The organism is Azospirillum sp. UENF 211521 (assembly GCF_058780535.1).
The window spans coordinates 1922357-1937099 of sequence record NZ_JBSNCF010000001.1; the positions used below are offsets into that span (position 1 = coordinate 1922357).

Below are 14743 nucleotides of genomic sequence, written 5' to 3' on the forward strand. Positions count from 1 at the left end.
CCGTTTCAGACAATAGGCTCACAGCCAATCGACGCTTCATGGCGTCAGGGCGTGAAGTCTTCGGCGGACCGGCTTTTTTTCCGGACAAAAGAAAGGGCCGCCCGGCGTCCGGTTCCCCGGAGACGGGCGGCCCGTCAGGCCTCAATCACATTGGGAGACTCAGCGCGACCGGACCAGCGCCACCGGCTTGCGCTCAGCCGCGGGTTCCGGCGCACGCTCCGCCCCCTCGGCGTAGGCGCGGCCGTAGTAGCTGTCGAGCAGGAGCTGCCGGATCTCCGCGACCAGCGGGAAGCGCGGGTTGGCGCCGGTGCACTGGTCATCGAAGGCGGCCTCGGCGATGGCGTCGAGCCGGGCCAGGAACTCCGCCTCCGGCACCCCGGCGGCCTGTATCGAGGCCGGGATGTCCAGCGTCCGCTTCAGCTCCTCCACCCAGGCCACCAGCGTCTCCACCCGCTCATGGTCGCGGCTGCCGCCGAGGCCGAGGTGGCGGGCGATCTCGGCGTAGCGGGCGACGCCCTTGGGCCGGTCGTACTGGCTGAAGGCGGTCTGCTTGGTCGGGATGTCGGCGGCGTTGTAGCGGATGACGTTGGCGATCAGCAGGGCGTTGGCGACGCCGTGCGGCAGGTGGAACTCCGCCCCCAGCTTGTGCGCCATCGAATGGCAGACGCCGAGGAAGGCGTTGGCGAAGGCGATGCCGGCCAGCGTGGCAGCGCTGTGCACCTGCTCGCGCGCCTTGGGGTCCTTGGCGCCGTTGGCATAGGCGGAGGGCAGATGCTCCTTCAGCAGCTTCAGCGCCTGGAGCGCCTGACCGTCGGTGTATTCGTTGGCCAGGACGGAGACGTAGGCCTCCAGCGCGTGGGTCACCGCGTCGATGCCCCCGGCGGCGGTCAGGCCCTTTGGCATGTCCATCACCAGATTGGCGTCGATGATCGCCATGTTGGGCGTCAGTTCATAGTCCGCGATGGGGTACTTGATCCCGGTGCGCTCGTCGGTCACCACGGCGAAGGGCGTGACCTCCGACCCGGTGCCCGAGGTGGTGGGGACGGCGACGAACTGCGCCTTCACCCCCAGCTTGGGGAAGGTGTAGATGCGCTTGCGGATGTCCATGAAGCGCAGGGCCAGATCCTCGAAGGCGACGTCCGGCGCCTCGTACATCACCCACATGATCTTGGCCGCGTCCATCGGCGAGCCGCCACCCAGAGCCAGAATGACGTCCGGCTGGAAGGCGTTGGCGAGCGCCAGCCCACGCCGCACCAACGCCAGGGTGGGGTCGGCGGCGACCTCGAAGAAGGTCTCCACGGCGAGGCCCAGCCCCTTGAGGATGCGCACGGTCTCGTCGACGTGTCCGTTCTCGAACAGGAAGCGGTCGGTGACGATCAGGCAGCGCTTCTTGCCGCGCATTTCCTCCAGGGCGAAGGGCAGGCAGCCGCGGCGGAAGTAGATCGATTTCGGCAGCTTGTGCCACAGCATGTTCTCGGCCCTCTTCGCCACGGTCTTGCGGTTGATGAGGTGCTGCGGCCCGACATTCTCGGAGATTGAGTTGCCGCCCCAGGAGCCGCAGCCGAGCGTCAGCGACGGCGCCAGACGGAAATTGTAGAGGTCGCCGATGCCGCCCTGCGACGACGGCGTGTTGATCAGGATGCGCGCCGTCTTCATCGCCTGCCCGAAATGGCGGATGCGCTCCGGCTGCTGGTCCTGGTCGGTGTAGAGGGCGGAGGTGTGGCCGATGCCGCCGAGCGCGACCAGCGCCGCCGCCTTCTCGCAGGCGTCCATGAAGTCGCGGGCGCGGTAAAGCGCCAGGGTCGGCGACAGCTTCTCGTGGGCGAAGGGCTCGTCCTCGGTCACCGCCTCGACCTCGGCGATCAGCACCTTGGTGTGATTGGGCACGCTCACCCCGGCCATGGCGGCGATGGCGCCGGCCGACTGGCCGACGATGTCGGCGTTGAGCGCGCCGTTCTTCAGCAGCACCTTGCGCACCGCGTCGGCGTCCGCCGCCGACAGGATGTGCCCGCCATGGTGGGCGAAGCGGTCGCGCACCGCGTCATAGACGGCGTCCACGACGATGGCCGACTGCTCCGACGCGCAGACCACGCCGTTGTCGAAGGTCTTGGACATCAGGATGGAGGCGACGGCCCGCTTGATGTCGGCGAACTCGTCGATCACCGCCGGGGTGTTGCCGGCGCCGACGCCGATGGCCGGCTTGCCCGAGGAATAGGCGGCCTTGACCATGCCCGGCCCGCCGGTCGCCAGGATCAGGGCGATGTCGGGGTGGTGCATCACCGCGTTCGACAGCTCCACCGAGGGCTCGTCGATCCAGCCGATGATGTCCGGCGGCGCGCCGGCCTCCACCGCCGCCTGGAGGACGATCCGCGCGGCCTCGCAGGTCGCCTTGCGGGCGCGGGGGTGCGGCGAGAAGACGATGCCGTTGCGCGTCTTCAGGCTGATCAGCGCCTTGAAGATGGCGGTCGAGGTCGGGTTGGTGGTCGGCACGATGGCGCAGATCAGGCCCACCGGCTCGGCGATCGTCATGATGCCGTATTCCGGGTCCTCCTCGAGGATGCCGCAGGTCTTCTCGTCCTTGTACTTGTTGTAGATGTACTCGGAGGCGAAGTGGTTCTTGACGACCTTGTCCTCCATCACGCCCATGCGCGTCTCGGCAACCGCCAGCTTCGCCAGCGGGATGCGCGCGTTGGCGGCGGCCAGGGCGGCGCTGCGGAAGATGCGGTCCACGGTCTCCTGCGAGAAGCCGGCGTAGAGTTTCTGCGCCTCCCGGACGCGAAGGACGAGGTCGTTGAGGTCTGCAAGCGTGGTGACGGGCATATCGTGTCGCCTCTGCGGTTGGCGCGCCGCCGGCCCCTTCGGGCCGGTCCTGGACAACGGGTGCGGGCGGACGGTCACCCTTCAAACACCGGCATCCAGGGCACGCACGGAAAATCGGTCATGCCGGGCGGCGCTTCGGTCCTGTCCGCGCGGCAGGAAAACTATCCCCCAGCCATGGACGAGGGGCCATGACCCAGGTCAAAACTGGTATGACCACTTTCGGGGTAGCGCCACCCCCAACCCGCCCGGCCGGCCCGGAAAAATCTCTTCCCAAAGGGTGTCGGATTGCGCTGGACAAGCGCTCCGGTTCTTCATATAAGACGCCCCCGCAAGCAGCGGCGCCCAGGTAGCTCAGTTGGTAGAGCAGGGGACTGAAAATCCCCGTGTCGGCGGTTCGACTCCGTCCCTGGGCACCATTTTCCTCACGATCCTGTTCGAGGAGATGGTGTTCCGGCCATAGTCGCCGCCTCCATACGCTGCGCTCCATTCTCCCATATCTTTGATTCGACCCGGCGCCCTGATGGCGCGCCGCAACCGTCTTTTGCGCAGGCGAAACGCCGGCTCTTCACACCGGCATGCCCAACGGATCACAGCCAGGACGGCGGTCCTTTCGGTCTTGATCGCCGCATGGGAGCGCGCACCTTCCCGGTACTCTCAAAAAGTTGTACATACTCCCATAATAATCCGTGGGAGGGGTATCCGATGTTCAGCGCCGTTCAGCCGAGTCGCCGCACGTTCCTGGTCGGGGCGGGCCGTTTCGCCGCCGCGTCGGCGCTCACCAGCGTCGCCCCCTTCCCCGCCATCGCAGAGCCGCGCCCCCACCGGATCGCGGCCTCGGCGCTCAAAGACCTGGCCGGGGCCGTCCAGGGCGGCGTCGTGCTGCCCGATGATCCGTTCTTTGGCGACTACGCCCGGCCGAACAACCTGCGTTTCCAGACGCTTCCGACGGCCATCGCGCGCTGTGCGAGCGAAGCGGACGTGCAGGCCTGCGTCGCCTGGGTGAGGAAGCACGGCGCCCGCTTCGCCGTGCGCAGCGGCGGGCACAATTACGCGGGCTTCTCCACCACCCCCGGGCTGCTCATCGACATGACGCCCCTCAGCGCGATCACCGCCCTGCCCGGCGGGGACGGGCTGGTCAAGGTGGAGGGCGGTGCCCTGAACGGGATGGTCTATCAGGCGCTCGAACGGCTGAACCGCACCGTCACCCACGGGCGCTGCACGACCGTGGGGGCGGCGGGGTTCCTGCTGGGCGGCGGCATCGGCTTCAACATGCGCATGTTCGGCATGGGGTCGGATCTGTTGCAGGCGACGAGCATCGTCACGGCGGACGGCGCGCTGCATGCCGACATCCAGGACAGCGGCGAGGGCAGCGACCTGTTCTGGGCCTGCCGCGGCGGTGCCGGCGGGAATTTCGGGATCAACACGTCCTTCACCCTGCGCACCTTCCCGGTGGAGACGGTCACCTTCTTCGACATCACCTGGACCACGGATGTGGGCGAGGTGCTTTACACCCTGCTGACGCGTCTGGCGGACGCGCCGCCGGAGTTCGGCAGCAAGATCAACGTCACCAAACCGGCGCGCGGCAGCGGCGATCCGCGGCTCACCGTCTCCATCCTCGGCCAGTTGCACAAATGCGGCACGACGGTCGAGGCGATCATCGGCCCGGTCCTGGAGAAGGCGTCGAAGACGCGGATCGACCGCGACATCGCCTATTGGCCGGCGCAGGACCTGCTGAGCGAATTCACCTACCCCTACTTCTATCAGGAGAAGTCCTCCTACATGAGGGCGGTGGACATCACGCCCGAGTCCGTCGCCGCCATGATCCGGCTCGCCGAGCGCATGCCGGGCACCAGCATGGCCAACGCCTTCAAATTCTTCCAGGTCGGGGGCACGATCAACGCCATGGCGGCGGACGCCACCGCCTACGTCCACCGCGGCTACGACTGGCTGTTCTCCTCCGAAGTGAACTGGTGGAACCGGAAGGACCCGAAGTCCCTGGTGGACGAAAATCTGGCGTGGCAGGAGCGGTTCTACGCCACGGCCAACGCGACCACCAGGGCGGTGGGCGCATTCCAGAACTTCCCCGACCCGTCCCTGAAGGACTGGTCATCGGCCTATTACGGCGGCAATTACGCCCGGCTGCGGCGGGTGAAGAGCGCCTACGACAAGGCCGATCTCTTCACCTACCGGCAGGGCATCAAGCCGTTGTGACGGCGCCGCCGATCGCTCTTTGGCGCCGCCATCCGCCCTTCGGCGGAGAATCCCGGCGCCAAAGCCCCCGCTCGCCTGTTATCGTAGCGGGAAGCCTCTCGCGCCACGGGGTCCGGGCATGGAAGAAAAGCTGATCGCCTACATCGGCCGGTTGAAGGAGCAGATCGCCACCCTGCGCTCCGCCGACTTCACCACCCCGGAGGAACGGGTGTCCTGCGAGGCGGTGGCCGACAGCCTGGAGCTGGTCGTGCGCGAGTTGACGGACCTCATCGAGATTCGCTGACCGGCGTCCCGACGCTTTCAAAAAAACCGGCGCGCTCCAGCGTGACGGGCATCGCGTTGGGCGGCCACAGCGTGTCCGGGGCGAGGCCAAGCCAGCGGCACAGGGCATGCCACGTGCCGGCGTGCGCCACCACCAGCGGCGGCCGCCCGTCCGCTGGAACCGGCACGCCGTCCAGCGCGGCGGCGACGCGGGCCTGGAAGGCGGTGAGGCTTTCACCGCCCGGCACCTCCTCGCGCAGGAGATCGCCCGGCACGGCGCCGCCTTCCAGATCGCCCCAGCGCCGCTCCTCCAGACCGGGAACGACGGTTACCGGAAGCCCCAGCGCCGCACCGATGACGTCGGCGGTCTCCAGCGCGCGCCGCTGCGGGCTGGAATGGATGGCGGCGACCGGAGCCCCCTGGGCGGCCAGCGCAGCGGCGGCGGCGTGGGCCTGCGCCCATCCGCGCTCGGTCAGCGACACGTCGCGCGACCCGGCCAGCCAGCCGCCGACGTTGCTTTCCGTTTCGCCATGCCGGCAGAAGACGAGACGGTTCAGCATGCCGAGGCCGCGGACAGCGCCCCCGTCAGGTCGCCGAAGCGCTCCAGGATGCCGTCGTGGGGAAGGCTGTCGAGCGGCACCCGCGCGTAGCCGTAGCGCAGCACCAGCACCCGCGCCACCCCGGCGGCGCGGGCGGCGGCCACGTCATGCTCGTTGTCGCCGACGAAGACGGTCTCCTCCGGACGCACATCCATCAGGGCGAGCAGGCCGAGCACCGGCTCCGGCGAGGGCTTGCGGGTGGGGAAGCTGTCGCCGCCGACCACCGCCGTGAAGCGGTCGGCAATGCCGAGGTCGGCGAGCAGCCGCCGGGTCGCCGCCATCGGCTTGTTGGTGCACACCCCCAGTTTCAGCCCGGCCGCGGACAGCGCCGTCAGCGTCTCCGCGACGCCGGGATAGAGCGCGCTGTGGGCGCTGGGATCGGCCTCGTAGATGGCCAGGAAGCGGCGGGTGTGGGCCGCCGTCTCCTCCGCTCCGGGCAGGCCGCCGGTGGCGGTCAGGACCCGCTCCACCAGCTTGGCCACCCCGTCGCCGATGAAGGAGCGCACCGCCGGCAGATCGACCGGCGGGCGGCCCAGCTCGGCGAGCAGGGCGTTGGAGGCGTGCATCAGGTCGGCGGCGCTGTCCACCAGCGTGCCGTCGAGGTCGAAGGCGACGGCACGCAAGGGGGTGCGGTTGGGAAGGCTGGTCACCGGGGTGCGACTCCTATCGGCGCAGGAAGCGGGCCTTGTCGGCCGCGAGGTCGAGGGTGATCGGGGTGTCGGTCGGCAGCAGCGCGTCGCCGGCCTGGTGCGGGGCGTCAACCTGCACCTGCTGCCCCCCGATGTCCACCGCGTAGCGGATCGAGGCGCCGAGGAACTCGCGGTGCCGCACCACGCCCACCAGCCGGACATGGCCGGCGCGCGGCGCCCCGCCATCCTGGTGCCCATCCTCTTGGTGGATGAACAGGTTCTGCGGCCGGAACATCAGCTTGCCCTCGGCCCCCGGCTCCACGCCGCGCGGCAGCGGGATCGCCACGCCACCGCCCGTGACGAAGACCGTCCCGCCGTCCACGGCGCGCACCAGCCCCTCCAGCACGTTGGCGGTGCCGAGGAAGCCGGCGACGAACAGGTTGGCCGGGTGGTCGTACAGCTCCTGCGGGGTACCGACCTGCTGGACGATGCCGTCCTCCATCACCGCGATGCGGTCGCAGATGGTGTTGGCCTCCTCCTGGTCGTGGGTGACAAAGATGGTGGTCAGCCCCAGCTTGCGCTGCAGGCTCAGCAGCTCCTGGCGCATCTGCACGCGCAGCTTGGCGTCGAGGTTCGACAGCGGCTCGTCCAGCAGCAGCACCTTCGGCTCGATCACGATGGTGCGGGCGAGCGCGACGCGCTGCTGCTGGCCGCCGGACAGCTGCGACGGCCGGCGGTCGGCCAGATGCTTCAGCCCGACGAGGTCGAGCGCCGCGTCCACCCGCTGCTCGATCTCGGCGCGCGGCACGCGCCGCTCCTCCAGCCCGAAGGCGACGTTGCGGCGCACCGTCATGTGCGGCCACAGCGCGTAGCTCTGGAACACCATGCCGACGTCGCGCTTGTGCGCCGGCAGGCCCGAGATGTCGCGCCCGCCGATCGTCACCGCCCCGCGCTGCGCCGTGTTGAAGCCGGCGATCAGCCGCAGCAGCGTGGTCTTGCCGCAGCCCGACGGGCCGAGGAAGGCGAAGAACTCGCCCGGCTTGATGTCGAGATGGATGTCCTTCAGCACGCGGTGGCTGCCGTAGGACAGGTCCACGCCGTCGATGCGGACGCCGACGCTCTCCATTCCGGCGGACAGGGCAGCGGGGGAAAACTGAGTGGGGGAGAATTGATGGTTCATGGTGGCGGTTCCCCTCAATGGTCCTGGCCGCGCTCGCGCCGGCCCCGCTCGATGATGACGTGCGACAGGTAGGTGCCCAGCCCGACGATGACGACGGCGAAGACGCCCAGCGCCGCCCCGGGACCGCGCCCGGCCGCCGACTGCATGTAGACGTAGAGGCCGTAGGCCAGCGGCGCGTCGCTCTGCGAATGGACCAGCATGATGGTCGCCGACAGCTCGACCGCCGCGGTGGCGAAGCTGGTGACGAAGCCGGCCAGGATGCCGCCGGACATCAGCGGCACGACCACGCGGCTGATGGTGCGCAGCTTGGTGGCGCCCAGATTTTCGGCCGCCTCCTCCAGCGAGTTGCTGACCTGCTGCAGGGCCGCCGTGCAGGCGCGCAGCGCGTAGGGCAGACGGCGGATCGCCAGCGCGAAGACCAGGATCAGCCAGAAGCCGGACAGCGGCTGCCCGGTGAAGGGCATGGGCACGTCGTAGAAGCTGCGCAGATAGCCGATGCCCAGCACCACGCCCGGCACCGCCAGCGCCGCCATGGCGATGTAGTCCAGCCATTGCCGGCCCGGCAGCTTGCTGCGCAGCACCAGATAGGCGATGGCCGTGCCGATCACCACGTCGAGCAGTGCGGCCAGCGAGGCGTAGAGCAGCGTGTTGGTGATGTACTGGCCGCTCTCCAGGAAGACCGTCCCGTAATGCTTCATGGTGAAGGCGTCGGGGAACGGGCTGAAGGACCAGATCGTCGCGAAGGACAGCAGCGTCAGGCCGATGTGCGGCGCCAGCACCAGCACCAGGATCAGCAGCACGACGGCGTAGGCTGCCACCAGCTCCAGCGGCTTCATGCGCCGCCGCGCCAGACCGCCGCCGCCGCGCTGGACGGTCGCGTAGTCCTTGCCCTTCATCGCCAGCGCCGACACCCAGAGGGCGAGCAGCGAGCAGACGATCAGCACCACCGAGATCACGTAGCCCATCGGGTCGGCGATGCCGATGGAGGAGATGCGCAGGTAGGCCTGCGGCGCCAGCATGTCGTTGACGTTGAGCAGCAGCGGCGTGCCGAGGTCGTCGAACACCTTGATGAAGACCAGCGACGCGCCGGCGACGTAGCCCGGCATGGCCAGCGGGAAGACGATGCGGCGGAACAGCCGGAAGCCGTGGCAGCCGAGGTTCTGCGCCGATTCCTCCATCGCCCGGTCGATGTTCTTCAGGCTGGCCGACAGGTTGATGAGGATGAACGGGAAATAGTGGATGCTCTGCACGAAGATGACGCCGTTCAGCCCCTCCATGAACGGAATGGAGATGCCGAAATGGTCGCGCAACAGCAGGTTGACCGTGCCGTTGCGCCCGAACAGGAGCTGCATCGCCACGGCGCCGATGAAGGGCGGCATGATCAGCGGGATGATGCCCAGGCTCTGGATCAGCACGGCGCCGCGGAACTCGAACCGCGTCGTCAGATAGGCCAGCGGCAGGGCCAGCGCGCTCGCCACCACCACCGACATGGCGGAGACGTAGAAGGAGTTCCAGAACGACCGCATGAACAGGTCGTTCTGGAAGAAGTCGGCGAAGTTGATCAGCGTGAAGGACCCGGTCGTCTTGTCCTGGAAGGCGACGAAGATGACCTGGACGACCGGCACGACGAGGAACAGCAGCAGGAACAGCGCGATCAGCACAGCCGCCACCGCCGGCCCCGGCCGCACGCGCGCGATGCTTTCGCGCGTGAGCGCAAGAGACGTCATGGTTCAGCCCAATGGTATCGGGGGAGAAGGCGAGGCGAGGCGCCCGCGTGGGGCGCCCCTCCCGTCACGCGCGGGTCAGCGGGCCAGCGCCAGGGCCTCTTCGGCCTTCTTGCGGGCGGCGGCGTAGTTGTCTTTGGCGAAGGCGGCCCACTTCTGCTCCACCTGGGCCTGACGCTCCGGCACGGCGTCGGTGGCGCTCTTGCGCTCCACCGTGAAGGCGCCGGAGAGCTGCGGGTCGGCGGCCTCCTGGGCGGTCACCGGCATGGCGGCGACGAGGTCGCGCGCCTCGGCCAGCAGCGCCTTGGCCTTGTCGTTGGGCTTCTTGGCCAGCGCGGCGTCGGCCTGATGGATGGCCCGGGTCGCCGCCTTCAGCCCGTCGAGCTGGAAGGTGATGAGCTGGTCGAACAGCGCGTCCACCACGTTGTAGCGGGCCTGCGACACCTCGACGTCGAAGTTCACCTGCGAGCCCAGCGAGGTGTCCTTGAACGGGTTCGGATAGTCGGCCGGGGCCTTGGCGTAGGTCGCCGGGTTGACCGGCAGGCGGCGGATGGCCGGCTGCAGCAGCACCTCCTGGCCCTGCGGCGACAGGATGAAGTCGACGAAGGTCTCGGCGGCGGCCTTGTTGGGAGCGTTCTTCACGATACCGATGTTGGCCGGCACGATGGTGGTGACCGTCGGATAGACGAACTCCACCGGGAAGCCCGAGGCCTGGGACGACAGCGCGAAGAAGTCGATCACGATGCCGATGCCGAAGCTGCCGGAGTTCACGCCGTCCGGCACGCCGAAGCTGCGCTCGGTGATGGTGCGATAGTTGCCGGCGATCTCCTTGTTGGTCCGCCAGCCCTTCTCCCAGCCCTCGCCCTGGAGGATGGTCTCGATGGTCAGGTGCGTGGTGCCGGAGCGCGACGGGGCGGAGATGGCGACGTGGTCGTAATAGACCGGCTTGGCGAGGTCCGACCACTCCTTGGGGGCCGGCAGCTCGTTGGCCTTCATGTAGCGGCTGTTCCACATGATGCCGTAGCCCGAGGCGGCGAAGCCGGCGTACATGCCCTCCGGATCGTTGATCGGGTAGGCGCCGACCTTCTCCGGGATGCCCTCGACCTTCGGCTTGTAGGCTTGCAGCAGCTTGGCGCCCTTCAGGACCTCGAAGGCGTCAGGGGCGGAAGCCCAGAACAGGTCGGTGCCGTTGTTCGACGCCGTTTCCTGGAGATACTTCACGCCCGCGTTGGTGTTGCGGTTCAGAACCTCCAGCGTGACCTTCGGGTAAGCCTTCTGGAAGGCCTGCTGGAAGGCGCTGGTCAGGTCCTTCGGGAAGGAGGTGACGACGACCAGCTTGCCCGACGGGTCCTGGGCGAAGGCGGCGGTGCTGGAAGCGAGCAGGACGGCCAGGGCGGCCGCGACGCCGTGCAGCGTGCGAGACATAGGTATGGTTCCTCCCAGTGTTTTTCTGCGCGCTCTTTCAGCAATCCGCGTGCCAGACCGTTCGCAGGCGAATTCACTGGGGTCGCGCCGGAAAGATGGGTAAAGCCGGTAACATCGGGTGCGTGCGATGGGTAACGGCGGGAACAGGGCGGTCCAATTCCAGGGCGTCCCCGGACTCCATCCCGGATCGGAGGTCCTTCCCGCCCGCAAGCGAAGCCTGACGACGAGTCCCAGCGACGAAGAAGGCGACTCTCCGGCCAAAAGCGTTACCGCTTCTCAAAGTACCCAACCTCTCCTTGAATGGGTTGGTCCGGCGCATCGGTAACTGAGAAAAGTATTTAAAACAAAAAAAGCTTGCGAAAACCCCGCAAGCCGCTGATTGAAAACAAAACAACTCGCCAACGCATTTAAAACATGATCATATTCCTTAAAATATTGTCCCTTATGGAGCAAATTTGAACACCTTGACCACTGATCATGATTGCTATTTCACTTGACGACCTCCCTATCAATCGATGCGCGCACAGAATGAACTTTTGAAGGAATCGCCATGTCATGGCTCCATTCGATCGTCAACCAATCCCCGGAAATCGCGTTATTTCTCTCCCTGGCCGGCGGCTATTGGATCGGCAAATTTCAATTCGGTAAATTTCAGCTTGGCGGAGTCGCCGGATCATTGCTGGTCGCCGTGGTGATCAGCCAGATTGGCGTCTCGGTCGACAACGGCGTCAAAGCGGTTCTGTTTGCTTTGTTCATTTACGCGGTCGGCTTTGAAAGCGGACCGAAGTTCTTTCAATCGCTGGGGCGACAGTCGATCCGCGAAATCGTCCTGGCGGCGGTGCTGGCGGTCAGCGGTCTGGTCACCGTCGTAATCATGGCCCGCCTGACCGGCCTCGACAAAGGTCTGGCGGCGGGCATCGCGTCCGGCGGGCTGACCCAGTCGGCGATCATCGGCACGGCCGGCTCGGCCATCGGCAAACTCGGGCTGCCGGCGGAGGAGGTGCAGCGCCTCCAGGGCAACGTCGCGGTCGGCTACGCCGTCACCTACATCTTCGGGTCGTTCGGTGCCATCCTGGTCTGCGTCAACCTGCTGCCCTGGATCATGAAGCGCGGCATCCGCGACGACGCCATCAAGGCGGAAACCGCGATGCTGGCCGGCGCCCATTTTCTGGCGCGGGGCGAGGAATACGCCATGCCGCCCCTGGTCGGGCGCCTCTACCGCATCGAGCGGGCGGCGGGACGGACGGTGGCGCAGATCGAGGCGGACTCCGCCGACGGTCCGGTCAGCGTGGAGCGGGTGAAGCGCAACAACGCACTGATCGGGATGCAGCCGGACCTGCGGCTGGAGGCCGGGGACGTCGTGCTGCTGGTCGGGAGGCGGTCCGGGGTCGTCGGCCTCGCCGACACGCTCGGTCCGGAGCTTCAGTCCTCGCAGGGCATGGACCTCATCATGCTGGTGCGCGATGTCGCCATCACCAACCCCGCCTTCGTGCACCGCACCGTCGCCGAAATCCGCAAGCTGTCCTCGGCCAACCTGTACCACGGCGTCTATGTGACCGGCCTCAAGCGGAGCGACCGGCCGCTGCCGCTCGCCCCCGACACGGTGATCGAGGCCGGCGACGTCGCCACGCTCTACGGCACCGCCGAGGACGTGCAGCGCGTCGCCACGTCGGTGGGGACGGAGGTCATCGCGAGCGACAAGACCGACTTCATCTACCACGGGCTGGGCCTGGCGCTGGGCCTGCTCGTCGGCCTCGCCGTCATCCGCATCGGCGACATCCCGCTGACGCTGGGCAGCGGCGGCGGCGCCCTGCTGGCCGGGCTGCTGTTCGGCTGGTACCGCACCCGCAACCTCGCCATCGGCAACATGCCGACACCGGCCTCCACGCTGCTGCGCGACCTGGGTCTGGCCGGCTTCGTCGCCGTGGTCGGCCTGCAATCGGGCCGGCAGGCGGTCAGCACCGTGATCGAGAGCGGGCTGAGCATCTTCCTGGTCGGCGTGGTCGTGACGCTGGTGCCGATGATCATCACCCTGTTCGTCGGCCGCTATCTGCTGCGCTACGACAACGCGGCCATCTTCGCCGGCGCGCTCGCCGGATCGCGGAGCGCCAACCCCGCCTTCGGTGAGGTGCTCGACAAGGCGGGCAACTCGATCCCGACCGTACCCTTCGCCATCACCTACGCGCTGGCGAACGTCTTCCTCACCCTGCTGGGGCCGCTGGTGGTGGCCTTCGTGTAATCCAGACGAGGAGTTCCCCTGATGGACTCGATCGATTACAGCCGATACGCGAAGCTCAGTCCCTTCGAACTGAAGGACGAACTGATCAAGCTCGCCTCCGGCCGCGAGAACCGGCTGATGCTGAACGCGGGGCGCGGCAACCCGAACTTCCTGGCGACCCTGCCGCGCCGCGCCTTCTTCCGGCTGGGCCTGTTCGCCGTCGCCGAGGCCGAGCTGTCCTTCTCCTACATGCCGAACGGCGTCGGCGGCCTGCCGCGGATCGAGGGCATCGAGGGCCGGTTCGAACGCTACGTCTCGGAGCATCGCGACCAGGAGGGGGTCGTCTTTCTCGGCCGCGCGCTGAGCTACGTGCGCGACCAGCTCGGCCTGTCGGGCTCCGGCTTCCTGCACGAGATGGTGGAGGGGGTGCTGGGGGCGAACTACCCGGTGCCGCCGCGCATGCTGGCGATCAGCGAGGACGTGGTCCGGCACTATCTGGTGAAGGAGATGGTCGGCGGCTTCCTGCCGCCCGGCAGCGTCGATCTGTTCGCGGTCGAGGGCGGCACCGCGGCGATGACCTACATCTTCAACACGATGAAGCAGAACGGGCTGGTCGAGCGGGGCGACAAGGTGGCCATCGGCCTGCCCGTCTTCACCCCCTACATCGAGATCCCGGAACTCGACGAGTACGGGCTGACCGAGGTCGCCATCAACGCCGACCCGGCCAGCCATTGGCAGTACCCGGACGCCGAGCTGGACAAGCTGAAGGACCCGGCGGTCAAGGTGTTTTTCTGCGTCAACCCCAGCAACCCGCCCTCGGTCAAGATGGACGACCGCAGCCTCGACCGCATCGCCGCCATCGTGAAGAACGAGCGGAAGGACCTGATCATCCTGACCGACGATGTCTACGGCACCTTCGCCGACGATTTCCGGTCGCTGTTCGCCGTCTGCCCCGAGAACACCATGCTGGTCTATTCCTTCTCGAAGTATTTCGGGGCGACGGGATGGCGGCTGGGTGTCATCGCCACCCACAAGACGAACGTCTGCGACCAGCGGATCGCCGGCCTGCCGGAGGAGCGCAAGGCGGCGCTGGACCGCCGTTACGGCTCGCTGGTCCCGGACGTGCGCGCCCTGCGCTTCATCGACCGGCTGGTCGCCGACAGCCGCACCGTGGCGCTGAACCACACCGCCGGGCTGTCCACGCCGCAGCAGGTGCAGATGGTGCTGTTCTCGCTGTTCGCCCTGATGGACGAGCAGGACGGCTACAAGGCCGAGCTGAAGAAGGTCATCCGCCGGCGCGAGGCCGCCCTGTACCGCGAGCTGGGCCTGCCGACGCTGTCCGACCCGAACGCGGTGGACTACTACACACTCCTCGACCTGGAGGACATCGCGCTGAAGCTCTACGGCCCGGACTACGCGGCCTGGGTGAAGGCGAACTTCGTTCCGAACGATCTGCTGTTCCGCATCGCCGCGGAGACCGGCATCGTCCTGCTGCCCGGCAAAGGCTTCGGCACCCTGCAACCGGCCGCCCGCGTCTCGCTGGCCAATCTGAACGAGTACGAGTACGCGGCGATCGGGCGCTCGCTGCGCGGAATGGCCGACCAGTCCCACGAGGAGTTCAAGAGGCAACGGCAGAACGGGAAGACACCGGACGGCAAGACGAAGCCCAACTGACC

10 protein-coding genes and 1 tRNA gene are annotated in these 14743 nt (G+C 67.6%); 5 read left to right on the top strand and 6 right to left on the bottom strand.

The annotated features are described in order from the left end of the window. Nucleotides 1-159: 159 nt before the first annotated feature. A complete protein-coding gene (gene adhE, locus ACWPN5_RS08990; RefSeq protein WP_492295228.1) occupies nucleotides 160-2820 on the bottom strand; it encodes a bifunctional acetaldehyde-CoA/alcohol dehydrogenase in 2661 nt (886 codons plus the stop codon). A 340-nt stretch (nucleotides 2821-3160) separates the two neighbouring features. On the opposite strand from adhE, the gene ACWPN5_RS08995 reads away from it, so the two are divergent. The 3 genes from ACWPN5_RS08995 (at nucleotide 3161) to ACWPN5_RS09005 (ending at nucleotide 5314) form a co-directional block, all read left to right on the top strand. Further along, nucleotides 3161-3236: transfer RNA gene (locus ACWPN5_RS08995), tRNA-Phe, on the top strand. Nucleotides 3237-3522: 286 nt separating this feature from the next. After that, nucleotides 3523-5031: an FAD-binding oxidoreductase gene (locus ACWPN5_RS09000; protein ID WP_492295229.1), complete on the top strand. Its 1509-nt coding sequence runs from the start codon at nucleotides 3523-3525 to the stop codon at nucleotides 5029-5031. Nucleotides 5032-5149: 118 nt separating this feature from the next. Continuing rightward, nucleotides 5150-5314 (top strand): hypothetical protein, encoded by a 165-nt coding sequence (locus tag ACWPN5_RS09005; RefSeq protein ID WP_014199676.1) that lies wholly within the window; start codon nucleotides 5150-5152, stop codon nucleotides 5312-5314. Here the strand turns inward: ACWPN5_RS09005 and ACWPN5_RS09010 are convergent. The 5 genes from ACWPN5_RS09010 to ACWPN5_RS09030 form a co-directional block, all read right to left on the bottom strand. Further along, entirely contained in the window at nucleotides 5298-5852 is a 555-nt protein-coding gene (locus ACWPN5_RS09010; protein ID WP_492295230.1) for a histidine phosphatase family protein, read from the bottom strand. The two genes, ACWPN5_RS09005 and ACWPN5_RS09010, sit on opposite strands and share 17 nt — an antisense overlap. Beyond that, nucleotides 5846-6541: a phosphoglycolate phosphatase gene (gene gph / locus ACWPN5_RS09015; protein ID WP_492295231.1), complete on the bottom strand. Its 696-nt coding sequence runs from the start codon at nucleotides 6539-6541 to the stop codon at nucleotides 5846-5848. Before gph ends, ACWPN5_RS09010 begins: the two co-directional genes overlap by 7 nt. A gap of 13 nt (nucleotides 6542-6554) precedes the next feature. Beyond that, complete coding sequence (locus tag ACWPN5_RS09020) at nucleotides 6555-7700, bottom strand: ABC transporter ATP-binding protein (protein ID WP_492295232.1); 1146 nt, start codon at nucleotides 7698-7700, stop codon at nucleotides 6555-6557. Between the two features lie 14 nt (nucleotides 7701-7714). After that, complete coding sequence (locus ACWPN5_RS09025; RefSeq protein ID WP_137118134.1) at nucleotides 7715-9427, bottom strand: ABC transporter permease; 1713 nt, start codon at nucleotides 9425-9427, stop codon at nucleotides 7715-7717. Between the two features lie 75 nt (nucleotides 9428-9502). Further along, nucleotides 9503-10849: an ABC transporter substrate-binding protein gene (locus ACWPN5_RS09030; protein WP_492295233.1), complete on the bottom strand. Its 1347-nt coding sequence runs from the start codon at nucleotides 10847-10849 to the stop codon at nucleotides 9503-9505. 550 nt (nucleotides 10850-11399) lie between these two features. On the opposite strand from ACWPN5_RS09030, the gene aspT reads away from it, so the two are divergent. Both aspT and ACWPN5_RS09040 read left to right on the top strand, forming a co-directional pair. Beyond that, nucleotides 11400-13088 carry an aspartate-alanine antiporter gene (gene aspT, locus ACWPN5_RS09035; RefSeq protein WP_492295234.1) on the top strand — a complete coding sequence of 563 codons (1689 nt, stop codon included), beginning with the start codon at nucleotides 11400-11402 and terminating at the stop codon, nucleotides 13086-13088. 21 nt (nucleotides 13089-13109) lie between these two features. Then, nucleotides 13110-14741: a bifunctional aspartate transaminase/aspartate 4-decarboxylase gene (locus ACWPN5_RS09040; RefSeq protein ID WP_492295235.1), complete on the top strand. Its 1632-nt coding sequence runs from the start codon at nucleotides 13110-13112 to the stop codon at nucleotides 14739-14741. The last annotated feature ends 2 nt before the right edge of the window (nucleotides 14742-14743 follow it).